Here is a 23,988-nt window from a genome sequence, read left to right on the forward strand (position 1 = left end):
GGCCTTGGAGACGGTTCCGCCGGCTGAGCGGGCGCCGGTACCGGCCGGGTACGCGGAGCTGGAAACAACGACGCCGGAATGAACGCGGCCCGGAGCCTCGCCGGAACGGTCACGGACCCGCGCAGCGCGGCGTGCAGGGTCTGCACGTCCTGCCAGTCCGCCGGAGACCTCCCGGCGCCGGGACCGGTGGCCGACGCGGGGTCTGCGTAGGCCTCAGCTTCGTAGGCCGTGCGCAGCCTGGCCAGCGCGTTCGCGGCAGGCTGCGGCAGCCCTGCCTGGACGGCGAGGCGGTCAGCATAGGATCGCGGGCTGTCAGCCGTCCTGGCCCGATAACCAAAGTCCTGCGCCAGGTCTGTGGCCTCTGCCCAGGCCGGGGCTGCGCTGCCGGACTCTGCATGCCCGCTCCTGCGCAGCCCGGTCCTCCGGCGGCGCAGCGCCCACGGGGTGAGTACAGCTGCTCCCGCCACCAGCAGGCCGATCCCGACGCCGGCCCAGGGAGCTCCCGCGGTTTCCCCGGGCTCCAGGGGCTGGGACTGGGCATCGGGCGCCGCAGCGGCCGAAGGGAGCACCGGAGGTACCGGATTCTGCAGTTCCCGCGGATCGGCGTCGGCCTGGGCTGCGGACGCGGCGTTCTGCTGCCGCTGGACGGCGTACGCCGGGACGACGCCGCGCGATGGAGTGGGCTCGAAGCGCACCCACCCGGCACCTTCGAAGTACAGTTCCGGCCAGGCATGCGCGTCCCGCGCGTCAACGGCGAACTCATCCAGTTCCGTTCCGTCCGGGCCGGCAACGGTGTTGCCGGTGGCCCGCCCGGGCGCGTAGCCAAGGCCCATCCGGCTCGGGATTCCGACCTCACGGGCCATCACTGCCATGGCGGAGGCGAAGTGGATGCAGTAGCCGGACCTTTGTTCCAGGAACCGGGCCAGTACGCCGATGCCGTTTCCGTCGTAGCCGCCCTCCACGGGGGCCTCAAGGGAGTACTCGAACTGCGGCCCGCGCAGGTAGGACTGCAGGGCTACTGCCTGGGCGTAGGGTCCTTCAGCGTCCGCCACAGCTTCCCGGGCCTTATCCCGGATGATCTGCGGGAGGTCGTCCGGCAGGTCCGTGAACCTGGGTTCCACGGCGTCGGCGGGAGCAGCCGGGAGCCCGGAGAGGGCGTCACTGGTCACCACCGGCGACTCGCTGACCACTTCGTACCCGGAACGCGGTTCCGAACTGCCGCTGCCGGACAGGATGGTCATGGTGGTTGGATCCCAGGTCCAGGCACCGTCAAGCCCGGACACGGAGGAGGGCGCATAGGGGGCCAGCAGCCAGGGACTGGCGTAACTGGGAGAGCTGATCAGGGTCCGCACGGTGTCTGTGGGGATGGCCGGATCCGCGGAACCGGCCGGAGCCATCTCTTCCGCCAGGGATTCCCGCTCATCCTCCCGGGTGTCCGGCGCCCAGCGGGTTCCGGAGAAGTCTTCCAAGGTGGTGGAACGGAGGTAGAGCGGCCGGGTGGAGTCCGTTGCGTAGGTGATCCGCCCGGTTGCGGTTGGCTGGCGCAGGTCATTGCCCAGCGAAACAACGGGATTCAGGCCAGTGGAGCCGTTCAGGAAATTGAACCGCGCGCCCTGGGGAAAGGCCCCGGCGTTGAAGCCTGGAATAGCCAGGGAGACCAGCAGGGCTGCCACCACGGCTCCCGCGCCGATGCCAGCCGCTCCGGCGGCCTGGACGCCGGTGGGCCGGGCGGGGACATCCGGTGCCGCATTCGCGCCGGCTCGCTCGCGCCGATCCTGCCAGGTGCCCCACGCCAGGATCAAAAGGTAGCCGGCCGCCGCTGCCGTGAAGCCCGCGACCCCCACACTCTGCGGCTTGATGATCGCGGGAACCAGCAGGACGGTAAACAGGCCAAACCCGCTGGCTGCCGGCATACGGAGGGTAACAGCCAGGGTATCCACCAGGACTGCGATCAGTCCCACCGCCAGGCAGGCCACGAATACCACGCCGGCGTCCGGGGTGACCGGAATGACCTGGGTAATCACGGTGGTCTGGGCGCCCGCCAGGAGTGTCTGCGCCCGGTCGAGTGTTGCACCTGTGGGAAAGAACCCCAGGAAGGCCGCGTCCGGCGAGAACATCATCGTGAGGACCAGGGCCAGCGCAGCCATGCCCGCTACCGGTACAAGTGCGGTAGGGAACCTGAACCAGCGGGCCAGCGCCGTTCCGGCTGCCACCGCGGCCAGCGCGGTCCCCAGCGGCCAAAGCCAGGCAACCCCGTCAAGTACCCCGTGAACGCTCAGCGCACACAACAGCACAGCCGCGGCGGACACAGCCCCGCCCGCCCATTGGGCGTCGCCTGTCCGGCGTGTCCGGGGACGTGGCTTCGACTGCCGCGGTTCCGGCGGGGCAAGCGTCGCCGTCATGGCCGGTGTCCCGGCTGGAGCAGCGCTGCGGCGTGTTCCGCCGCTCCGGACCAGGCGGCGGCCACCGGCTGGGACGGCGCCACGGCTTCGGCCGTCCAGCCCGCTGCCCGCAGGAGCGCCAACTGTGCTCCGGAGGCGGCCGGCCGCTCGGTAACAACCAGGGCGAGGGCGGACGGAACCGCCTCCGCTGCCGGTGCGAGCCTGCGCGCGTCTTCCTCACTGAGCACGCCGGTGATGACCACGAGCGGTCCCCGGTGCCGGGCGTCCAGCAGCGCTTCCAGCAGCACACCGCCGAAAGGCTGTTTGGCGGGCTGCCCCGGGTGCAGGCTCCGCTCGGGATGCGGGTGGGCACCCGCCGGCCGCGGGCTGCCCGCCCTCCGCAGGGTCCGCAGTGTCCGGGCACCGCTCCGGGGGCGCGGACCGGACGCAGCATCGGCCTCCTCCAGGCCCAGGGCGGCCAGCCCCTCGCCCAGATCACCGACAGCCGCTGCGCCGCTGAAGAGGGCCGCGTCCGGATCAGCGCTGGAGGGCGAACGCTGCAGGCCCGGGCGGGCCTGCGCATCCAGGAGCCGGACGGCGAATCCGCGCTCCAGCAGGTCCGCGCCAATGGACATCACGGCCGATACTGCCCATTCGAACGATTCGGAACTGGCCGGAGCGGCGTCGTCGGCGCTTTCGGACCAGAACGGTGAGAGGAATCCCTGGTCGTAGCTGGATTCGCGCTGGTCCAGGACAAGGGTGGCGCGGGGGGTTGCCACGGTTTCCTCCTGGCGGACCATCAGCTCGCCGTGGCGTGCGGTGGCGGACCAGTGCACCCTCCGCATCGGATCTCCGTGCCGGTACTCGCGTGTTGTCACATCGTCCTGGCTGGGTACCCCCTGGACCCTGGTGGAGACTGATCCGTCACTTCCGCGCAGGCCGTCCAGCACTGCGGAGGGGAGCTCCACCGGTACGGGCTTCACCACCAGGTCATCCGTGCCGCCTATGGTGTGCCGCACGACTGCCAGCCCGAAGGGATCCAGGAAGCCTGCGCTGACCGGGCCGATCCGGTACAGGCCCCGCCGGGAGGACCGCAGCCGGTACTCATACCGGCTGGCATGGCCGGCGTGCGTCCGCGCGGCAGGGAAACGGAACTCGGGACTGGTGCCGAAACGGGCCGGGAGTCCCTCCGTCATGCGCGCGGTCCCGCCGAAGGGCTTCACCGGGTGCACAGCGAGTCCGACGCTTACCGGCGTGCCGGTCTCTGCAGTGGACGGCCTGAAGGTGCGCTGCACGCTGAACTGCGGCTTCAACAGCCGCAGGGCCAGCGCGGAGGCCAGCGGCATCAGGATAAGGAACAGTCCCAGCAGGAGCAGGTCACGCCGGCCCAGGACCTGCGCGCCGAGCAGCGACACGACTCCGGAGCCAACCAGCCCCCAGCCGCGGCCGGTGAGCACAGGGCTTTTCGCCATGAACTGCGCGGATTTCTTCATCGGCTACGGCCGGGCCATTCCGGCACGGGCTCCCGGCGGCCGGGGGACAGGCACCTTTGAGAGAACTGCCGCCAGCAGCGAAGCAGGCGTTTCACCGGCGCCGAGCGCCTGCCGCTCGAGGATGAGCCGGTGTGGCAGGACCGCCCCGGCCAGGCGGGCGACGTCGTCGGGCAGGACGAAGTCCCGGCCCTCCAGCGCGGCCCGGGCCTTGGAAGCCCGAAGCAGCTGCAGCAGCGCCCGGGGGCTGGCACCAAGCCGGATGAACGGGTGTTCCCTGGTAGCGGCTCCAATGGCAACGGTGTATTCCTTGACCGCTGCCGAAACGTAGACGTCGCGCACCTTCGCGGTCATCGCGGCGATGTCCCGCACGGAGGCCACCGGAACGATCGATTCCAGGGGAGAGACGGACTGGTGGGTTTCCAGCATCTCCATCTCCGAGGCAGTGTCCGGGTAGCCGAGGGAGATCCGTGCCATGAACCGGTCGCGCTGGGCCTCCGGCAGCGCGTAGGTCCCTTCCATCTCCAGGGGGTTCTGGGTGGCTACCACCATAAAGGGCTCGGCGAGCCGGTAGGTTCCGCCGTCGACCGTCACCTGCCGTTCCTCCATGCACTCCAGCAGCGCGGACTGGGTCTTGGCCGACGCGCGGTTGATCTCATCGCCGATCACGATGTTGGCGAAGACCGGGCCCTGCCTGAATTCGAAGCGGTGGGCATCCTGGTTGTAGATTGACACCCCTGTCACATCCGAAGGGAGCAGGTCCGGGGTGAACTGGATACGGGTTACGGAGCAGTCCACGGCCCGGGCGAGGGTTTTCGCCAGCATGGTTTTCCCGACACCCGGTACGTCCTCCAGCAGCACATGTCCTTCCGCCAGGAGCACGGTCAGGACCAGGCGGGCCGCCTCGTCCTTGCCGTCAATCACCGTGTTGATGGCGTCAAGGATGCGGGTGCTGGCAGCAAGGAAGGAATCTGCCTCCTCGGCCGCGCTCCCGGCGAACGGCGCCCCGGCGCCCGGCGCATCGAATCCTGCGGTGGCAGCAGATGTGTTGCGGGTGTCCATGGATACCTTCCAAGCCTCGGCGCGTAGGCCGGGGAAGAGCCCAGTCCCGGCCGGCGGTTGAGTGCCCCATCGGCCGCCCGCCGGCAGCGGGGGCCGAAGCGGCCCGCCAGAGCCGTTCCCGGCAGCCGCCGGGGCACTTAGTACGTACAGGGTACAAGCTCACTTAGGCTTAAAGACATGACTATCGACGGCGCTTATGTTCCGGGTGAAATACCGCAGACCTACCTTGCCAGCGGACACAGCCAGCGGCAGGAAGGCCGCAGCGCCGAAAAGGCTTTCGCGCCCGCACCCGAGCCGCTGCCTGTCCCGGTCATGGACAACCACACGCACCTCGATTTCGGCGTTCCCGGCGCCCGGACCGCCTCCGCTGCGCTGGACGCCGCTGCAGCAGCCGGGGTCCAGGGAGCCGTCCAGGTGGGAACGGACCTTGAATCATCCCGCGAAGCCGTTCGGCTTGCCGAGGAAGAACCCCGGCTGCTGGCGGCCGTCGCGATCCACCCCAACGACGCGCCGGAGCTTGCCCTGGCCGGGACGCTGGAGGCGGCCCTCGAGGAAATCGGGGCGCTCGCGGTCCGTCCCCGAGTCCGGGCCGTGGGGGAGACCGGACTGGATTACTACCGCACCGCGCCGGAAGGAGTGGATGCCCAGCAGTATTCATTCCGCCGGCACATCGATATTGCGCGGCGGGCGGGAATTGCGGTCCAGATCCACGACCGCGATGCACATGAGGACGTTGTCCGGATCCTCAGGGAGGAACAGCTTCCGCCCGCCGTCGTGTTCCACTGCTTCTCCGGTGACGCCGAGCTGGCCCGGATCTGCAACGAACACGGGTGGTACATGTCCTTCGCCGGAACCGTGACTTTCCGAAACGCCGAAGGAATCCGGGACGCCCTGAAAGCAGCGGATCCGTCCCTGGTGCTGGTTGAAACCGATGCTCCCTTCCTCACCCCGCACCCCTTCAGGGGACGGAACAACGCGAGTTACATGATCCCGTATACAGTGCGGGCGATGGCCGAAGTCAGGGGAGCGGACCTGGCTGATTTCTGTTCCTCGATCGCCGCGAACACAACCGCCGTTTACGGGTCCTGGGACTAGGTGTCAATCCTTCGGGCCGAAACCGGAGTTTGCCCGGAGGTCACGGTTCGGTTACGGTAGGGACCTATTAGCCGGGGTCGGGGAAGGCTTCCGGACTGATAACTACCGCCTTAGAGAACCATGCCCTGCCTCGGCAGCCGGTGTAAACACGACGGCGATGGTCCCTGCCTGCGCGCGCCGGCACTCCGTGAGACCCGGAGCCCTGCCCGATGCGCGCCCAAGTCCCCGTGCCCGGAAGCTCGAAAAGTTTGGAATTCCGTGGCAACTGCAATCGTGAGGCGCGGGCTGAAGCTCGGAGGCCAGGCCGCCGTAATGGTGGCACTCATCCTGGGACTCGTGGCCTTCGTCGGCACCAACAAGTCCGTCGTCCTGAGCGTGGACGGGGAAACCAGCGACATCATGACCTTCGGCGGAACCGTTGAGGATGTCCTGGAAAAGGCCGACGTACAGCTCGCAGCAGCAGACCGCGTGGTTCCCGATCCGGCCACCGAGGTCCAGGACGGCACCACGATTGAAGTAACCACGGCGAAGACCGTGAACGTGAACGTTGACGGTACCGGCCACACCGTCCAGACCACCGGTTCCACGGTGGCAGACCTGATTTCCGAACTGCGGGTTTCCGCAAAGTCTTCGGTGTCCGCTTCGCTGGACAGCTCCCTGGTGTCCGTCCGCGGGCTTTCAATCTCCACCCCCAAGACCGTCACCCTGCTGGCTGACGGCAAGACCTCGCAGCTGGAGACCACCGCTTCGAGCGTTGAAGAACTCCTGGCAGAAGCCGGAGTGAGCCTTGGCTCCTCGGACCGGCTTTCAGTTCCGGCCCGTGCGGCAATTGCTGACGGCATGACGCTGAAGGTGACGCGGGTGGCCGCAGGCACACAGGACACCGTCATTGAGACGGTGCCCTTCGAGACCCGCACGGTTGACGACGCCGAGCTCTTCGAAGGCGAAAAGAAAGTCACTTCCCCGGGAACAGCGGGAGAACGCACCAGGGTGTTCAGCACCGTGGTGGTGGACGGCCGCGAAGTGAGCCGCGTCCTGGCCAGCGAAAGCATCACGCGTGAACCGGTTGCAGAAACGGTGGCCGTCGGCACCAAGAAGCGCCCCGCAGCGGCTGCCCCGTCAGGCACCGCACCCGCCGGGGGTGCATGGGCGGCCCTGGCCCAGTGCGAGTCCGGCGGCAACTGGCACATCAATACCGGCAACGGCTACTACGGGGGACTCCAGTTCAGCACCCAGAGCTGGCTCGGCGCCGGCGGCGGCGCATACGCCCCGGTTGCCAGCGAAGCTACTCCCGAGCAGCAGATCGCTGTCGCAGAAAACCTGCGCGCCAACGGTGGATGGGGCCACTGGCCTTCCTGCTCCCGCAAGCTGGGACTGCTCTAGGTCCGCCAACGGGAAGCGTCCGTCATCCAGGAGGGAAAAGCCGGCCCCAGCGGCCGGCTTTTCCATGCCCGCCGAAGAAGGAGTCTCAGCCAACCGGACCCGGATTCTCCGCCAGCGCTTCTGCCAGTGCCCGAACATGCCCGGAACGGTCAGCAGCCCCTGCCATTCGGAACAGTGATTCACTTTCCTGCAACCGGTGCGCTGCGGCTTCCATCTGGCCCAGTGACCCGAGGCTGAGGCCAAGCTGGAGGGCGACTTCCGCTGCCGTCTGGGGCGACAACGCGCCACGCTCCGCCCACACTTCCGAGAGCAAATCCACAGCCCGCGAATAGTTTCCGTTCAGGTGCTGCCAGCGCCCGTGTGCGTGGACTATGTCCAGAGAATCGCCGCGGGAGGCGCCGACGACGGCGAGGGCCGCTTCGGCCCGGCGGATGCACGTGAAGGTCTGTTCATCGTGCAGCCCGGAAGCCAGGCGCATGCTTGCCGAGGCCTTGTTGAACGATGCCCACAGCCCGACGTCCAGCCGGGGGCTGAGCAGCGCTGCCGCGCGCTGGTGGTAGCGGAGCCCGGCAACAGTGTCCCCGCGCCGGAAGGCCACGTTGCCCACGGCCCAGAACCCCTTGCCGGCCAGCAGCGTGTCCGGAACGGTCTCCGCCAGCGGGAGGACCATGACCCGGCAGTACTCCCACGCCTGGGAAAGCCTGCCGCTCTCAGTCAGCGCTGCCGCCAGGCTCAGGCAGGCAGCAAGGCCCACCTCTGCCGCGGCAGGTCCTTCCTGGGCTGATTCGACCGCTTGCCGGCTGTGGCGGACGGCCTCCGGGAGCCTGCCTGCCCCCTGGCAGGCCCGGGCGAGCAGCTCCAGGGCCCTGGCCCTCAGCTCCGCCCGGCTGCGGGCCAGCGGGTGCCGTGCCAGAGCCGAAGCCTGTTTGATGCAGAAGCGGTAATGGCCAAGCTTCAGCCATGCGTTTCCTGCCAGCAGGGACATCTCAAACCAGTCCTCGGCGTCGTCCTCCGACCGGGCGCCGGCGGCCGCAGCCACCGCGGTTTCCAGGCACACGAAGTAGTTTCTTTCATCCCAGGCCTGGCTGGCGGCCAGGCCCAGGTAAATGGCGCTGTTCGGGCCGCCTGCCCGAGGCGGGCACCCCGGTGCCGCAGCAAGCCGCTCGGCGAGGTGGCCAAGGACCTGCCGTCCCGGTTCCCGCCTCCCGGTTTCCAGCAGGGAGACCTCCCGCTCGGCCAGCTCAGGTCCCCCCAGTTCCCTGCGGCTGAGGTGTCTCTCCTGCCGGCTTGTTTCCAGCCTTTTCCCGAAGGTTTTGCCCATAACCGTTACCGCCGTTCTTCCGGTGCGCCAGACTTGGATCAGCCGCGGTAAAGGACGCTACAGTCCGGTGTGCGGCTTCGGCAGAGCAATAGCGAAAGCGCGGAAGGAATCCCATGAGTCTTTTCCAGACACCTTTCAAGCCGGTTGATTCGCACTGCGTGGGGGACTGGCCTGACTAGCGGCTTTGCCCGCGGACAGGAGCCTCGGCGGCCACGGGCGCTAGTATGAGGCAGTGACTGAATCCGTTTCTGCGCCCGTTCCGCGGCCCAAACCGCTGCTTGGTGCCTCCGATATCCGCGCGCTGGCAGATGAGCTTGGCGTACGTCCAACCAAGACCCTTGGCCAGAACTTCGTCATCGACGGAAACACGATCCGCCGGATCGTCGCTGCCGCCTCGGTTGATCCGTCAGAGACCGTGCTGGAAGTGGGCCCCGGCTTGGGTTCGCTCACCCTGGGGCTGCTGGATGCCGCCCGTGAAGTAGTGGCCGTGGAAATCGACCCGGTCCTGGCTGCCCGGCTGCCGCAGACGGTGCAGACCTGGCGGCCGGAGCAGGCAGAGAACCTTCACGTGGTCCTGGCAGATGCCATGCGCGTTACGGAACTGCCGGCCGAACCCGCGGCACTCGTGGCGAACCTGCCCTACAACGTTGCCGTGCCCGTTGTGCTCCACCTGCTGGAAACGTTCCCCAGCCTGCGCCACGGCCTGGTCATGGTGCAGGATGAAGTGGCTGACCGGCTGGCCGCCAGGCCCGGCTCCAAGACCTACGGCGTTCCCTCAGTGAAAGCCGCCTGGTACGGGACCATGCGCAAGGCAGGCGTCATTGGCATGAATGTCTTCTGGCCCGCCCCCAAGATCGCCTCCGGCCTGGTTGGCTTCGAACGCCATGAGCCGCCGGCAACAACCGCCACCCGCGAAGAAGTTTTTGCTGTCATCGATGCTGCCTTCGCGCAGCGCCGCAAGACGCTGCGCGCCGCCCTCTCAGGCTGGGCCGGCAGCCCGGCCGCAGCGGAGACAGCGCTCCGCGCCGCCGGTGTGGACCCCAGTGCCCGCGGCGAAGTCCTCGATATAGACGCCTACACCCGGATTGCCGAGGCGAAACCCGCATCGTGAGCGCAGCCATGCAGGACCCGGCTGCCGTAACGGTCAGTGCTCCGGGCAAGATCAACGTCTCACTGCAGGTGGGGCCGCTGCGCCCTGACGGCTATCACGCCGTGGCCAGCGTCTACCTGGCGCTGAGCCTGCGGGAAGAGGTGCGCGCCGCGCGCGCCGGGCAGCCCGGCATCACCGTCCGGGTCGAAGGCGGCGGCCCGCTGCGGATCCCGGCCCACGGCATCCCCCTGGGGCCGGACAACCTCGTGTCCCGGGCAGCCGCGGCACTGGCCGCCCACGCGGGGATCGCCGACCCTGCCGTGGACCTCACCATCACCAAGCGCGTTCCGGTGGCCGGCGGCATGGGCGGCGGGTCCGCTGATGCCGCGGCAGCCCTGCTGGCCTGCAACCTGCTGTGGGAAACGGGACTGGACCGGGCCGAACTCAGCCCGCTGGCAGCCAGGCTGGGTGCTGACGTACCGTTCGCCCTCGAGGGCGGCGCCGCCGTCGGGCTCGGAATTGGTGACCAGCTCAGCGCCGTTCCGGCGCAGTCTGCCCTGCACTGGGTCCTGGTGGCCTCCGGCTCAGGCTTGTCCACCCCTGCCGTCTACGGCAGGCTGGATGCCCTGCGCGCTGAAGCCGAAGCCGTGGGCGCTGCACCGGCACCCGAACCCGCCGCGGCCGACCCCCGTGTGCTTGAGGCACTGCGCTCCGGGAACGCTGCGGCACTGGCCGGCGTTATTTCCAATGATCTCCAGCCCGCTGCCCTGTCCCTTGCACCGGAACTGGAAAGCGTCCTGGACCGCGGGCGCAGCCTTGGCGCACTGGCCGGAATCGTTTCCGGATCCGGTCCCACACTGGCCTTCCTGGCCGAGGACGCCGGGTCCGCCGCACGGCTGGAAACGGCACTGCGCGCAGAAGGACACAACGCGCTGGCCGTCCACGGTCCTGTTCCCGGGGCAGCACCCGCGGCAGGGCAAAACCCGAATCGACGAAAGTAGTTCCGATTGGCACACCTGCTTGGCGCTGAGAACCTCAGCATCGCCTTTGGCACCCGCACCATCCTCGACTCCGTTTCCCTCGGTCTCGATGAGGGGGACCGCATTGGCATGGTGGGCCGCAACGGCGACGGCAAGTCCACGCTGATGCGGCTGCTCGCCGAGCGGCAGAGCGCCGACGGCGGCCGCGTCACCCGCCGCCGCGACGTCACCGTTGGCTATCTGGACCAGTCGGACGTGCTGGACGGCGACCTCACCGTGGGGCAGGCGATCGTCGGCGACGCCGCGGACTACGAATGGGCCTCGGACCCGAAGATCCGTGACGTGATGAGCGGCCTGGTGCAGGAAGTGGACTGGAACGCCCAGGTCTCGTCCCTCTCCGGCGGCCAGCGGCGCCGTGTGGCGCTGGCGAAGCTGCTGATGGGCGACGACGACGTCATCATGCTCGACGAGCCCACCAACCACCTCGACGTCGAAGGCGTGGCCTGGCTGGCGCGGCACCTCAAGCAGCGGTGGCGGGCCACCGACGGAGCGTTGCTGGTGGTCACCCACGACCGCTGGTTCCTGGATGAAGTCTGCACCCGCACCTGGGAGGTGCACGACGCCGTCGTCGAGCCCTTTGACGGCGGATACGCAGCCTACGTGCTGGCCCGCGCCGAACGGGACCGGATGGCCGCCGTTGTGGAAGGCAAGCGCCAGCAGCTGATCAAGAAGGAACTGGCTTGGCTGCGCCGCGGCGCCCCCGCCCGGACCTCCAAGCCGAAGTTCCGGATCGAGGCAGCCAACACCCTGATTGCCGACGTGCCTGAGCCCCGGGACACCCTGTCCCTGAACAAGATGGCGACGGCACGGCTGGGCAAGGACGTGCTGGACCTGGAGAACGTGTCCCTGGAACTGGGGGACACCCAGCTGTTCCGGAACATCACCCTGCGCCTGGCTCCGGGGCAGCGCCTCGGCATCGTGGGTGTGAACGGCGCCGGCAAGACCACCCTGCTGCGCCTGCTCAACGGCACCGTGGAACCGACGTCGGGCCGGCTGAAGCGCGGCAAGACCGTCCAGACCGCCGTGCTGACCCAGGAGGTGCGCGAGCTGGACGACGTCGCGGACCTGCGCGTCATCGAGGTAATCGAGCAGGAGAAGCGCGTCTTCAACGTCGGCGGGCGCGAACTCTCCGCCGGGCAGCTGGTGGAGCAGCTGGGCTTCAGCTCCCAGCGGCAGTGGACGCCGGTGCGGGAACTTTCCGGCGGCGAGCGGCGGCGGCTGCAGCTGCTCCGCCTGCTGGTGGGGGAGCCCAACGTACTGATGCTCGACGAACCGACCAACGACCTGGACACCGACACCCTGGCCGCGGTGGAAGACGTGCTGGACGGCTGGCCCGGAACCCTCGTGGTGGTCTCGCACGACCGTTACCTGCTCGAACGCGTCACCGATACCCAGATGGCACTTCTCGGCGACGGCAAGCTGCGGGACCTGCCCGGCGGCGTCGACCAGTACCTGCAGCTGCGGGAGGCCGCACTGGCCACCGGCGCCGGCGGTGGAAGTTCCTCGCAGGCCAGCCGGGCCGCCCAGGCAGGCGCCTCCCGCCCCGATGCGGCAGGCACGGGCGCCGTGGCCACCGCAGTTGCGGGGTCCGCGCACTCGGAAGCCGAGAAGCGCAACGCCCGCAAGGACCTGACCCGGATCGAGCGGCAGCTGACCAAGCTGGCCGGCCAGTCGGAGAAGATCCATGAGCAGATGAACAGGGAGACCGCCGGAGGCAATCCCGACTTTGAGGTGCTGGCAGACCTGAACGCCAAGCTGCAGGCGGTGGCCGCGGAGCAGGAAGAACTTGAAATGCAGTGGCTCGAGGCCTCTGAGATCCTCGAATAACCCCATCGAGATGACAGAAACTGCCCGTATCAGCGCTGAAACGGGCAGTTTCTGCTATCTCGATGAGGGGGAGCTGCGGGGTTAACCTTCCTGAGCGAGCAGTTCGGGCAGCACGTGGTCCCGCAGGAGCGGTGAAATGTCGCTGCGGGCGAATGCCTCGGCGGGGGTCAGCCACAGCGTCTCCTCGATCTCCGCGGCGGCCCGGGGGACGACGGCGCTGCCGGTCCCGCGGGGACCGTCAAGAGCGAGGGCGAACAGTCCGGCATCGATGTAAGTGTTGGCCTCATTGGCGGCCGGTCCGTACCAGCGGCCAATGTCCGCAAGCTCGGCGGGCGTCACGGCCAGCCCGAGCTCCTCATTCACCTCACGCGCCGCAGCAGTGCGGAAGTCCTCGCCGGCCTCCAGCTTGCCGCCGGGCTGCATGAACTTCCGGGTGCCGCGCTTGCGGACCAGGAGGATCCGGCCGTCCGAGTCCCGGACCAGAACGGCGGAGAGGGTCAGCACCAGCGGCGCCCCGCCGCCCGGGATGTACCCCAGCGCGGGTTCTTTCTGCAGGCCGGTTAGGCCGTTCCAGGAGAGGTTCACCAGATGGGCGGCCACCGTGGCCTTGTCCGGGGTGCGGGCGTCGAGCCACCACTGGCCCGTCATGGCAACCATGCCCACCAGCATCTGTGCGTACATTCCGCCCACCTCCGCGCTGAGGCCGCGGCTGCCGAACTCCTTGGAAAGGATGTGCTCAACATCCGCCGCGATGCGGGAGAGCAGGGTTGAGAACGTACCTTCAGGCTGCGACGGGGGAGCATCCCGGACCAGGATCCGGAAACCGTCAGTGTGGTTTTCGATGTAGTCGAGCAGCGAATAAGCGGCCCGTTCCAGCAGGACCCGGGGGCCGGCATCTGCGCCCAGGGCCTGCGTGATGGCCGCGAGCAGGCGGTCGAATTCGGTGTCCACCACTTCGGTGTACAGCGCTTCCTTGGAACCGAAGTGTTCGTAGACCACCGGCTTGGACACTCCGGCCCCGGCGGCAATGTCCTCGATGGTCGCACCTTCAAGTCCCCGCAGGGCGAAAAGGGAGCGGGCGACGCCGATCAGCTGGGCCCGCCGCTGGACTCCTGTCATACGCGGCCGTGACCGCGCAGTTGTTATTCTCGCCACTGTCCCAGTCTACGCAATGCCGTGATCCGCCCCCGCACGCCGCCGCCGGCCCGAGTCGCGGAGCGGGGTTCGGACGTGGCAAACTGGACTCTTGTGTGCGGCATCAGCCACACATTTTCCGCCCTGGTGTAACGGCAGCACCCCGGCCTTTGGAGCCGTGGAGTATAGGTTCGAATCCTATGGGCGGAACGCTGGGAACCAGCCGCGCGGAAAAGCAGCAGGCTGCCCCGGTGCCGTGGCCGGACAACGTGTAGGAGCGCCTTTTCGTGAGCATGCAGGATACGCAGGAAACCGGACCGAACGAAGGCGCCGCACCAGCAGCGGTCATAGTCCTTGCCGCCGGAGCGGGTACCCGGATGAAGTCCCGCACTCCGAAGATCCTGCATCCGGTGGGCGGCATCTCCATGGTGGGGCACGCGCTGAACGCCGCCGAAGCCCTGCACCCGCGCACCCTCGCCGTCGTCGTTCGCCATGAGCGCGAGACGGTGGCAGCCCACATTGCCTCCCTTATGCCCGGTGCCATGATCGTGGACCAGGACGAGGTCCCCGGCACCGGACGCGCCGTCCAGGCCGCAGTGGAAGCCATTGACGCCCTCACCCCGCTCGAAGGCACCGTCGTGGTGACCTACGGCGATGTGCCGCTGCTGGAAGCGGCCACCCTGCGCGAACTGGTGGCAGTGCACAACGTTGATTCCAACGCCGTTACCGTGCTCACCGCCCGGGTGGAAGACCCGGCGGGCTACGGCCGGGTGCTCCGGGCCGAGGACGGAACCGTTACCGGAATCGTGGAACAGAAGGATGCCACGGCCGAGCAGCTGGCCGTGAACGAGATCAACTCAGGCATCTACGCCTTCGATGCTGCCGTGCTTCGTTCGGCCCTGTCCCAGGTCAGCACGGACAACGCCCAGGGCGAGATGTACCTGACCGACGTCCTGGCACTTGCCCGGGCAGCCGGGGGACGCGTCGCAGCGGTTGAAACCTCCGACCAGTGGCAGGTTGAAGGCGCCAACGACCGCGTGCAGCTCGCAGCGCTGAACGCCGAGCACAACCGGCGCAGCCTGATCCGCTGGATGCGTGCCGGTGTCACCATCGTGGACCCGGCCACCACCTGGATCGATTCCACGGTCACCCTGGACGAAGACGTCACCATCCTGCCCGGCACCCAGCTGCACGGCACCACCACTGTTGCGCGCGACGCCGTCGTCGGCCCGGACACTACCCTCACCAACGTGGCCATCGGCGAGGGTGCCAAGGTGATCCGCACCCACGGCACCGACGCGGTGATCGGTGCCGGCGCCGACGTCGGGCCCTTTGCCTACCTGCGTCCCGGCACGCAGCTGGGCGAACACGGCAAGATCGGCACCTTCGTGGAGACCAAGAACGCGCAGATCGGCACCGGATCCAAGGTCCCGCACCTTTCCTATGTGGGGGATGCCACGATCGGTGAGTACTCGAACATCGGGGCCGCCTCCGTCTTCGTCAATTACGACGGCGAAAAGAAGCACCACACCACGGTCGGATCGCACGTGCGGATGGGCAGCGACAACATGTACGTGGCGCCCGTCACGGTGGGGGACGGGGCGTACAGTGGAGCTGGAACGGTGATCCGCAAGGACGTTCCGGCGGGCTCGCTGGCCATCAACGTGGCTCCCCAGCGCAACCTCGAGAACTGGGTGTCAGCCAACCGCCCCGGTTCCGCTGCAGCCCAGGCCGCCGAGCGCGCCCAGACACAGACTTCCCTCTCCGGTACTGATAACCCCACGCGAGAAAGCGAACAGTCATGAGCAGCGTAATCACCGCACAAGGTGAAAAAAGGCTTGTCCTAGCCACAGGACGGGCACACCCTGAGCTGGCGGAGGAAGTGGCCAAGTGCCTCGACACGGAACTGCTGCCGCTCGCTGCCTATGACTTCGCCAACGGCGAGATCTACGTGCGTCCGGGAGAGAGCGTCCGCGGCAAGGATGTATTCGTCATCCAGGCCCACCCGGCACCGCTGAACAACTGGCTGATGGAGCAGCTCATCATGATCGATGCGCTCAAGCGTGCTTCGGCCCAGCGCATCACCGTGGTCTCTCCGTTCTACCCCTACGCCCGCCAGGACAAGAAGGGCCGCGGCCGCGAGCCGATCTCCGCCCGCCTGGTGGCCGACCTGTACAAGACGGCCGGCGCCGACCGCATCATGAGCGTCGACCTGCACACCTCTCAGATCCAGGGCTTCTTCGACGGCCCGGTTGACCACCTCATGGCCATCCCGCTGCTGGCCGACTACATCCGCACCCGCGTCGACGTTTCCAACGTCACCGTGGTCTCCCCGGACACCGGCCGTGTCCGCGTTGCCGAGCAGTGGGCCGAACGCCTGGGCGGCGCCCCGCTGGCGTTCGTGCACAAGAGCCGCGACCTGACAGTGCCCAACCAGGCCGTTTCCAAGCAGGTTGTGGGACAGGTCGAAGGCCGCACCTGCGTCCTGATCGATGACATGATCGACACCGGCGGAACGATCGCCGGCGCCGTGCGCGTGCTGAAGGAAGCCGGCGCCAAGGACGTCATCATCGCCGCAACCCACGCCGTGTTCTCCGATCCGGCCGCGCGCACCCTGGCTGAGTCCGGTGCCCGCGAAGTCGTGGTTACCAACACCCTGCCGATCCCGGTCAACAAGCGCTTCGAGCAGCTCACCGTCCTCTCGATCGCGCCGCTGATCGCCCGCGCTATCCGCGAGGTCTTCGAAGACGGCTCCGTGACGAGCCTGTTCGACGGCAAGGCCTAGCCTTTCCGGAGTCCTTTTCATCGAGAGGCCAGTTACGGCCGGTTTGAGCGCTCAAACCAGCCGTGACTGGCCTCTCGGTGTTGGGGAGGCGGCTCCGGCCAGGCACCGGGGGAGCGGGGCAGGGGCGGAAAGCCCGACGGCGGGAAGCTGGTACCATTGACTCCGATGCCTAGGCGAGGGAGGCCCCGGAAAACTCCGGCGGTACTCCGTAATCGACGGTGGCTGGCAACTTCTCAACTGCACGCGTTCGAACCGAGCGCGGACCATGCAGCTGGTTCGTTCCGATACCGGCGCCGAATAGGCAACTGAAATCCCGGAAGAACCACAACAGGAGTTAGCAATGTCTGAGCAGAAGCTCGCAGCAACCATCCGCACCGAGTTCGGCAAGGGTGCAGCCCGCAAGGCCCGCGTCGCCGGCAAGATCCCCGCCGTCATCTACGGGCACGGCGCCGATGTCATGCACATCCTGCTGCCCGCCAAGGCAACCACGCTGGCCGTCCGCACCCCGAACGCCCTGCTGGACATCGACGTCGACGGCGAAGCGCACCTGGCCCTGGCCAAGGACATCCAGCGCGACCCGATCAAGCAGATCATCGAGCACATCGACCTCCTGACCGTCCGCAAGGGCGAAAAGGTTGAGGTTGAGGTCAACGTCCACGTAGAAGGCGAACTGGCACCGGGTTCCTCGGTCTACAACCAGGAAGCCAACACGGTCCTCGTCTCCGCAGACGCCACCAACCTGCCGGAGACCATCGTCGTGAGCATCGAAGGCCGCAAGGCCGGCGAGCACATCTACGCTTCCGACCTCGTCCTGCCGTCCGGTGTTGAGCTGCTGCTCGATCCCGAGACCATGGTCATCAACATCTCCGAGTCCGCTGTCCAGGATCTGGGTGCAGACGAAGAAGAATCCGCAGCCGCTCCGGCTGCTGCCGAAGAGGCGTAGTCCTTTTTGACCAGCAATACCTGGCTTGTAGCCGGGCTCGGGAACCCCGGGCCCGGCTACAGCCGTAACCGGCACAATGTGGGCCAGATGGTCCTCGACGAACTGGTGTCCCGCATGGGCGGCAGCTTCAAGTCGCACAAATCCCGGGCACAGGTTGCCGAGGGCAGGATTGGCATCGGCGGGCCGCGCGTCATTCTGGCCAAGCCGCTCACCTACATGAACCTCTCCGGCGGTCCGGTTTCGGCGCTGGCGCGCTTTTACGGGATCGAACCGGAGAATGTCGTGGCGGTACATGACGAGATCGACATCCCGTTCAACTCCGTCAAGCTCAAGCGCGGCGGAGGAGAGGGCGGGCACAACGGGCTGCGGGACATCAGCAAGGCCCTGGGCACCAAGGATTACCTGCGGGTGCGTGTTGGCGTGGGCCGTCCACCCGGCCGGATGGACACTGCGGACTGGGTCCTGAAAAACTTCGGCACCGCAGAGTCCAAGGAACTGCCCTTCCTAGTGTCAGACGGCGCCGACGCCGTTGAGCTGCTGGTCACTGAAGGGCTGCTGGCTGCGCAGCAGAAGTTCCACAGCGGGGCCTGAGACTGCTCCCGTCGCCTTTTCACGGACATAACTGCAGGTCATCGCCTACGAGTAGCCTTCAGCGAATATTTAGGTATAGAACCCGTGCTCACAGCCCCCCATGGGAGCATTGTTTGGTCCCGGGGCCGGGCCTACACTGGCGGTAGCCTTCGGGCTCCTGAAGCGGGGCCGGCGTCGGGAGGCCTCCGAGACTGGGCCACCCCCATCCCGGCGCCGGTCCCTTACAGTTTCCACATTCCCCCTGAGGTTTCTCGGCAAACCGGCAAGCGGCCAGTGCCCACGTCAACCCCTCGATGATCCGGACAGCCATATCCCAGCTCCCGGCAGTCACCTCTGCGCTCGCATAGCTTCCTATGGGCGCCGTTGGAGCGTACTCTTTCCGCAGTGGTTGGATCGTCGCAAGGCTGGTAAGCGAACCGAATCAGGCACTGAATCGGGGATCTGGGGGAAGAATTATGGGAGGGCCTGCTTCGTATGGTCCTGACAGCCGGCCGTACCTGCGGCCCGCTGGCACAGCATGAGGCTGCCCAGGCCATTGGCGGGACTTGTAGGCCGGGACGCTCTCCTCGGCCGCATGGTCTCTGCCTTGGCGGAAGGCCGGGGGGCTCTCATCGTCGGACCGCAGGGGATCGGCAAGAGCGCGCTTGCCCATGCGCTGACCGAACGCGCCCGCGGCTACCGGATTGAAGCGCTGTACGGAACGGAGGTTTCGCGGCGCAGCCCGTACGGAGCGCTGGCGGCCCTGCTCAGTGAGCTGCCCCTTCCCGACGGGCTGAATCCCGTGAGCGCACTACACGAAGTGCGCAGGCTTCTGCGTTCACGAGCCGCCGGCTTGCCGCTGCTGCTCGTGGTAGATGACGTCGATCAACTCGACGAGCTCTCGGTCCAGGTTGTCGCCCAGCTGGTCCGGGGAGGGGAAGTCACGGTAGTGGCCACGGCAACGGATCTGGTGCGGGCCGAACCGGAGGTCCTGGCGCTCTGGGCGGACGGGCATCTGGACAGAATCGACGTTGAACCCCTGAGCCAGACCGAAACCCGGACACTGATGGCCGGTTTCCTGAGCGGGCCGGTCTCTGAGCCCGCAGCCCGGAGCATGTGGGCGGAAACCCGGGGTAATCCGCATTTCACCACCCTGATGACTGCGGAACAGGTGAGGCAGGGCCGCCTGGTCCTCTCCGAACAGACCTGGGTCCGGGCCGGGACCTATGTACACTCCGGAGCCGTTGCCGAGGTCTTTGACACGCAGCTGTCCAGGCTTCCTGCAGATCATCGCAAGCTGGTTGAAGTTCTCTCCAGGGTCAGCCCGCTGCCCCTGGGGGCAGCGCTGGGGCTGGTGCCTGCAGAAACACTGGACGCCCTGGAAGAGGACGGGACGGTAGTGCTTCAGCGCGGAGCACTGCCGGCCGTGGTGCTGTCCAACTCACTGTTCGCCTCGGTGGTGGCAGCCAATATTGCCCTGGGACGCAGCCACGAGCTGTGGAAAGAGCTGTCCGATGTCCTCCAGGACCCCGGGAGCCTCGCCCCCGCCGCGCTGGCCGGATTCGTCTCATGGTCGCTGGACTGCGAGTCGGACCCGGGGCCTCAATGCCTCAGTGGGGCCGCGGCCTATGCCAACGATTCCGGTAAACCGTCCCTGGCACTGGCCTTCGTCGGCTCGGCCGGGCCCGGGAACCGTGACGACGCCCTGGTCCTGGAGGAAATCCGGGCCCTGATGGCGCTGGGGGAGGACCAGAAAGCCCTGAATGTCCTGAGAGCGGCCGAAACCGGACTTGATCCGGGCCGGCGGAACACCTGGGTTGCGATCATGATCCTGAAGGCTGCGCTGCTGCGCAGCATTTCAAAGTCGGATGACCCGGCACTGGTCCTCGCCGGCCTCACGCTGCCTGATGGTGTTGCCGACAGCCCTGAGACCTCTGCTGAAATCGACTATGCAACCGCGGAGCTCCAGCTGGCCGAGGGCAACTACGCCGGGGCCGTGCAGCCGTTGACCGCACTTGCCGTCCGCCGCGGCATATCGGACAGGACGCGCGCCCTGGCTGTAGCGGCGGCCGCGGAGGCCCTGGCCGTAACCGGCAAGGCCGGGGCAGCGCTGCACCTGGTGGAAGAACACTGGGGGCTGCTGCGTGCTCCCTTCCCCGCGCCGGACCAGAGCGTCATCCTGAACCGTCTCTTCTACGCGTTCTACGCTGCCGGAGACCTGAAGAGGGCACTGCGCTTTGTCCGGGAAAACACTGACAGCGCCGAGGACGCCTATCACGGAACAGCCGGTGAACTGGTCTGGGGCGTGGTCCGTGCGGCCGCCGGCGAGTCCGATGCCGCGATCGAGGCACTCGAACCGGCAGTGAGCCAGCTGAGGTTCCGGGATCCGCAGGACCTGCTGCCCCTGGCCGCGGCACTTCTGTCCTACGCCCACGGACTCAGTGGAAACACCGCCCGGGCCTCGGTCTACCAAAGGCTTGCCCCCCGGTTCCGCAACCGCCCGTTCTGGCATGCCGCACGGGTCACGGAGTTTTTCCGGATACTCGCCCGACAGGGCAGGGAGAAGGAAACCGCTGCACGCGCCCTGGTGCAGATGGCGGAGGAAGCAGAAGCCCGAGGCAACGTTTCCTTCGCCCTGGGCTGCTATGAAGCTGCTGCCTCCAGGGGAGACCTGGGCGCGGCAGCACAGCTGGCGCGGCTGGCGCCCAAAGCAACGGGGCGGTGGGCCGAGACACTGGCGTCCTATGCCAAGGGGATGCTGGGCAGCGATCCCTGGGTCCTGCTGGAAGCCGCAGAGGGAGCCGCGCAGCTGGGCCACCATCTGCTGGCCCACCACGCCGCAGGGCAGGTCCGGACTGTGTCCCCTGCCGGCGGAGGCAGCATCGCCCGCCGTGCCGCTGCCGTGGAGAACGCTGCGTACCGTAGGCTCCTGCGGGAAAACAGCATCCAAAACATGCTGGCGGGGCTCAGTGACTTCGACGCGCGGCTGGTGAAACTGGCAGCCGGAACATCGTCCAGGAACCACATCGCGCAGGAGCTGCATCTGTCGCCGCGCACCGTGGACTGGCACCTGAACAAACTGTTTCGGAAGCTGCATGTGTCGGGAAGAACTGAGTTGCGGGATGTTCTCCGCTCCGCAGAATGAGGTATGGGGGAATAATGCAGGGTTTTGCATCACAGCAGCTGGTGGGCCGCGAGATGGAGGTCCAGTCGGTCCTGGCGGACCTGCGCTCCGCTCAGCTGAGCGGCGCCCTGCTGGTGGCAGAGGCCGGCATGGGCAAGAGCGCCCTCGCCAACGTCGTCGTCCGCGAACTCGAACACGAGATGCCGGTATTCCGGATCCATGCCAGCTCCGCACTGACTGGAATTCCGTTTGGGGCCTTGGCACCGCTGCTGCCCGTATTGTCGGCAGAGGACACGGACTCGCCGCTGGCAGTCATGAGGGCGCTGCTGGGACGAGTGCGTCCCACAGCGGAACGCAGCACGGACGTCGCCCCGCTGCTGGTCGTCGACGACGCCCATGCGCTGGACGAAGCCAGTGCCGACCTGCTTTCCCAGCTCATGGCCTCGGGACGGGTCCGGATGCTGGTCCTTACCAGGAGCATTACGGAAATTCCGGCGGGAATCCCGGCCCAGGTATGGAGCGGCGCCATCTCGCGGCACCAACTCCAGCCGCTGACCGAATCCCAGGTCCATGATCTCTGCACCCAGGTGCTCGGCGGACCGGTGCTCAGCACCAGCAGCGCTGAGCTTGCCATGCGAAGCGGGGGAAATCCCATGTTTGTTCTGGCCCTGGTCGCCGAGACCCGCAGGACGGGCGTGCTGACCGAACGGCACGGCGTCTGGCTGATGGGAGCCAACGCCGATCCGCCCCAGGGGCGGCTGGCGGACCTGTTGAAAGCGCACCTCTCGGGACTTTCCATCGAAGAGCGGGAAGCGATGGAGATCATCGCGCTTGCCGAACCGATTCCGGTGGCTGTCGCCTTCAAACTTGGCCTGCACCGCTCTGTCGACGCCCTGACGGCGGCCAACCTGGTCAGCGTGGAGGATGAAGGCAACAGGCTGCTGCGCCCGCGGCATCCTTTGTACGGCCAGCTGGTGCGCCACATGGTTCCAGCGGCGCGCAGCGCCCGGCTGCGCCAGCGCGTCCAGGAAGTCATGCCTGACGACACGGAGTCAATGGACGGGCTGCTGCGAAGCGTCGGCTGGTCACTTGACTGCGGAGCCGGTGTTCCGGATGCGCAGCTTCTGCGTGCCGCATACATGGCCAACAACTTCTTCGACAGTGATTTTGCCCTCCGCGCCGCAGGTGAAATCAAAGATCCGGCGCTGCTGCCTGCCGGCAGGATCCAGAAAGCCCGTGCCCATTACAACCGCGGGAACTTCGATGCTGCCCGGGAACTTGTTACCGGAACCGTCGAAGGCGCCGCCGACCTGACGACGGCCAAGCTGGGAACCCTGCTCCGCGTGCAGCTGCTCCAGGGATTCGCGGGCGCGGCGGACGGCCTCCAGGAAGCACACACGGCCTGGGAAGCTGCGATACGGCGGATAGAGGCAGCAGCGCAGGCCTCCGGCACCCTGGACGATGAACTGAGGGCGGATATCGCCTCATCATGGCGCGGAGCGTCCCTCCTGGCGGCACTGACTGAAGTCTCCGCAGGGAACCACCGGGGCATGGAAACACCGGTCAGGGACCTGCTCGCCCAGGCCCGGGAAGCGCAGGACGCTGAGGCGGTGATGGTATCCCTCACGATTCTGGGGGAGATCCACTCCTGCAGCGGCCGCGCCGAAAGCGCGGTGCCGCTCACCCGGGAAGCACTGGGAATCGTAGGCCGCAGCGAGCACCGGTTCCTGACGTACTACCAGTTCGTCCTGCACCGCCACCTGTCGGCACTGCTTTGGGCCGGCTACTGGGACGAGGTCCTCAGCTCGGTCCACCACGACCTGCTGGCGGCCTCGCGGAACTCGCTGCGTGTGGGCGGCACGGTGGATATGTGCCTCGCCGTCATGGAGCTGCGCCGCGGGAACATGGAGGCGGCCCTGCCCAAGCTGATGGCCGCCATCGAAGGGATGCGGACCCATGATCCGGATGGCAACCTGCCTGTGGCCCTCTCCATTGCCGCCCAGCTGGCCGCCGGCGCGGGCGAGCTGGCACGGGCGGATGAGCTGCTCGCGGATTGTGACAGGATTCAGCCGCGGGGCACGCTCAGCACGCGTTTCATAGCAAGGGGCAACCGGCTGGCGGCAGGCTATGCCAGGACCGGAGACCCAAAGCTGCTGGCAGCCCTGCGCGAAGCAGGAGAGCAGGCTGAAGAGCGGGGCCTGGCCGCAGCCGAATTCGAACTGCGCTGCCTGAGCATGAGGGCCGGCGATCCGACCGTGATGAACCGCCTGCTGAAACTCTCCGAAGATCTTCAGGGTCCGCGGGGCCGTGCCGTGAACGTGTTTGCCAGGGCGGTCCTGGACCAGGACGTGTCGGCGCTCCTGCGCTTCGCGTCCGAGCCGGTGGACGTGGATGCGCGTGCCCTCGGGACCCTTGCCCTGCAGGAGGCCCTCCGAATCGCCAAGGCCGGGGGCGACCGTACCCAGATCCAGCGGGTCCAGCGGGTCATCGGCAAATGCTCTGCCGGGCCGGAGGCCGGACGCAGCCCTGCCCCGCCGGCCCTGACCCGCAGGGAGAAGGACGTCGCAGGGCTGGTTGCCAAGGGCTACCGCAACGCGGAGATCGCCGGTCAGCTCTTCCTCTCGGTCCGGACCGTGGAAGGACATATCTACCGCATCTTCGAGAAACTCGGCATCAGCAGGCGCGAGGAGCTCACTGCCGATCTGATGGGGGAGTAGTCCCCGGGAGTCACTACCCGCCGCGT

General features: G+C 67.5%; 16 protein-coding genes and 1 tRNA gene. 12 read left to right on the forward strand and 5 right to left on the reverse strand.

The window, feature by feature from the left end:
• The 3 genes from ABFX29_RS14095 to ABFX29_RS14105 all read right to left on the reverse strand — a co-directional run.
• A partial coding sequence (locus tag ABFX29_RS14095) for a transglutaminase TgpA family protein (RefSeq protein WP_170287781.1) occupies nt 1–2,309 on the reverse strand: 2,309 nt, incomplete at its 3' end.
• 89 nt (nt 2,310–2,398) lie between these two features.
• Nucleotides 2,399–3,853 (reverse strand): DUF58 domain-containing protein, encoded by a 1,455-nt coding sequence (locus tag ABFX29_RS14100; protein WP_170287780.1) that lies wholly within the window; start codon nt 3,851–3,853, stop codon nt 2,399–2,401.
• Nucleotides 3,854–3,877: 24 nt separating this feature from the next.
• Entirely contained in the window at nt 3,878–4,933 is a 1,056-nt protein-coding gene (locus tag ABFX29_RS14105) for an AAA family ATPase (protein ID WP_152228693.1), read from the reverse strand.
• 177 nt (nt 4,934–5,110) lie between these two features.
• Here ABFX29_RS14105 and ABFX29_RS14110 point away from each other — a divergent pair, with 177 nt between their 5' ends.
• Together ABFX29_RS14110 and ABFX29_RS14115 are read left to right on the forward strand one after the other, a co-directional pair.
• Entirely contained in the window at nt 5,111–6,028 is a 918-nt protein-coding gene (locus ABFX29_RS14110; RefSeq protein WP_152228692.1) for a TatD family hydrolase, read from the forward strand.
• A 258-nt stretch (nt 6,029–6,286) separates the two neighbouring features.
• Entirely contained in the window at nt 6,287–7,411 is a 1,125-nt protein-coding gene (locus ABFX29_RS14115) for a resuscitation-promoting factor (RefSeq protein ID WP_275124664.1), read from the forward strand.
• An 85-nt stretch (nt 7,412–7,496) separates the two neighbouring features.
• On the opposite strand, the gene ABFX29_RS14120 is transcribed toward ABFX29_RS14115, so the two are convergent.
• Nucleotides 7,497–8,732, reverse strand: a complete 1,236-nt coding sequence (locus tag ABFX29_RS14120; RefSeq protein WP_152228691.1) for a helix-turn-helix domain-containing protein — start codon at nt 8,730–8,732, stop codon at nt 7,497–7,499.
• A gap of 232 nt (nt 8,733–8,964) precedes the next feature.
• On the opposite strand from ABFX29_RS14120, the gene rsmA reads away from it, so the two are divergent.
• The 3 genes from rsmA to ABFX29_RS14135 are packed head-to-tail and all read left to right on the forward strand — an operon-like array spanning nt 8,965 to nt 12,689.
• The gene (rsmA, locus tag ABFX29_RS14125) at nt 8,965–9,843 is read left to right on the forward strand and encodes a 16S rRNA (adenine(1518)-N(6)/adenine(1519)-N(6))-dimethyltransferase RsmA (RefSeq protein WP_152228690.1); all 879 of its coding nucleotides are present in this window, start codon (nt 8,965–8,967) and stop codon (nt 9,841–9,843) included.
• 8 nt (nt 9,844–9,851) lie between these two features.
• Nucleotides 9,852–10,823: a 4-(cytidine 5'-diphospho)-2-C-methyl-D-erythritol kinase gene (locus ABFX29_RS14130; protein ID WP_152228803.1), complete on the forward strand. Its 972-nt coding sequence runs from the start codon at nt 9,852–9,854 to the stop codon at nt 10,821–10,823.
• 6 nt (nt 10,824–10,829) lie between these two features.
• Nucleotides 10,830–12,689 (forward strand): ABC-F family ATP-binding cassette domain-containing protein, encoded by a 1,860-nt coding sequence (locus ABFX29_RS14135; protein ID WP_152228689.1) that lies wholly within the window; start codon nt 10,830–10,832, stop codon nt 12,687–12,689.
• An 81-nt stretch (nt 12,690–12,770) separates the two neighbouring features.
• On the opposite strand, the gene ABFX29_RS14140 is transcribed toward ABFX29_RS14135, so the two are convergent.
• Complete coding sequence (locus ABFX29_RS14140) at nt 12,771–13,844, reverse strand: TetR family transcriptional regulator (protein WP_338079145.1); 1,074 nt, start codon at nt 13,842–13,844, stop codon at nt 12,771–12,773.
• 117 nt (nt 13,845–13,961) lie between these two features.
• Between ABFX29_RS14140 and ABFX29_RS14145 the strand changes: the two genes are divergently transcribed.
• The 7 genes from ABFX29_RS14145 to ABFX29_RS14175 all read left to right on the forward strand — a co-directional run bounded on the left by ABFX29_RS14145 (nt 13,962) and on the right by ABFX29_RS14175 (nt 23,962).
• A tRNA-Gln gene (locus ABFX29_RS14145) sits at nt 13,962–14,033 on the forward strand.
• 83 nt (nt 14,034–14,116) lie between these two features.
• On the forward strand, nt 14,117–15,628 hold the full coding sequence (gene glmU, locus ABFX29_RS14150) for a bifunctional UDP-N-acetylglucosamine diphosphorylase/glucosamine-1-phosphate N-acetyltransferase GlmU (protein WP_152228802.1): 1,512 nt from the start codon (nt 14,117–14,119) through the stop codon (nt 15,626–15,628).
• Nucleotides 15,625–16,608 (forward strand): ribose-phosphate diphosphokinase, encoded by a 984-nt coding sequence (locus ABFX29_RS14155; RefSeq protein ID WP_152228688.1) that lies wholly within the window; start codon nt 15,625–15,627, stop codon nt 16,606–16,608. The genes glmU and ABFX29_RS14155 overlap by 4 nt, the downstream gene beginning before the upstream one ends.
• Before the next feature lie 340 nt (nt 16,609–16,948).
• Complete coding sequence (locus ABFX29_RS14160; RefSeq protein ID WP_152228687.1) at nt 16,949–17,551, forward strand: 50S ribosomal protein L25/general stress protein Ctc; 603 nt, start codon at nt 16,949–16,951, stop codon at nt 17,549–17,551.
• A gap of 6 nt (nt 17,552–17,557) precedes the next feature.
• Nucleotides 17,558–18,142, forward strand: coding sequence for an aminoacyl-tRNA hydrolase (pth, locus tag ABFX29_RS14165; RefSeq protein WP_152228686.1), 585 nt, complete (start codon nt 17,558–17,560; stop codon nt 18,140–18,142).
• A gap of 535 nt (nt 18,143–18,677) precedes the next feature.
• Nucleotides 18,678–21,266 (forward strand): AAA family ATPase, encoded by a 2,589-nt coding sequence (locus ABFX29_RS14170; protein WP_170287779.1) that lies wholly within the window; start codon nt 18,678–18,680, stop codon nt 21,264–21,266.
• Nucleotides 21,267–21,280: 14 nt separating this feature from the next.
• Nucleotides 21,281–23,962 carry a helix-turn-helix transcriptional regulator gene (locus ABFX29_RS14175; RefSeq protein WP_170287778.1) on the forward strand — a complete coding sequence of 894 codons (2,682 nt, stop codon included), beginning with the start codon at nt 21,281–21,283 and terminating at the stop codon, nt 23,960–23,962.
• Nucleotides 23,963–23,988 lie beyond the last annotated feature (26 nt).

Origin of the sequence: Arthrobacter gandavensis (assembly GCF_039528575.1) — a bacterium.
In the GTDB taxonomy this organism is placed as follows: domain Bacteria; phylum Actinomycetota; class Actinomycetes; order Actinomycetales; family Micrococcaceae; genus Arthrobacter_B; species Arthrobacter_B citreus_B.

Coding starts and splice junctions, on each gene's coding strand:
- glmU (WP_152228802.1), top strand. CDS start 14,117: ATGCAGGATACGCAGGAAACCGGACCGAACGAAGGCGCCGCACCAGCA.
- ABFX29_RS14160 (WP_152228687.1), top strand. CDS start 16,949: ATGTCTGAGCAGAAGCTCGCAGCAACCATCCGCACCGAGTTCGGCAAG.
- ABFX29_RS14105 (WP_152228693.1), bottom strand. CDS start 4,933: ATGGACACCCGCAACACATCTGCTGCCACCGCAGGATTCGATGCGCCG.
- ABFX29_RS14120 (WP_152228691.1), bottom strand. CDS start 8,732: ATGGGCAAAACCTTCGGGAAAAGGCTGGAAACAAGCCGGCAGGAGAGA.
- ABFX29_RS14110 (WP_152228692.1), top strand. CDS start 5,111: ATGACTATCGACGGCGCTTATGTTCCGGGTGAAATACCGCAGACCTAC.
- ABFX29_RS14175 (WP_170287778.1), top strand. CDS start 21,281: ATGCAGGGTTTTGCATCACAGCAGCTGGTGGGCCGCGAGATGGAGGTC.
- ABFX29_RS14155 (WP_152228688.1), top strand. CDS start 15,625: ATGAGCAGCGTAATCACCGCACAAGGTGAAAAAAGGCTTGTCCTAGCC.
- ABFX29_RS14100 (WP_170287780.1), bottom strand. CDS start 3,853: ATGGCGAAAAGCCCTGTGCTCACCGGCCGCGGCTGGGGGCTGGTTGGC.
- ABFX29_RS14130 (WP_152228803.1), top strand. CDS start 9,852: ATGCAGGACCCGGCTGCCGTAACGGTCAGTGCTCCGGGCAAGATCAAC.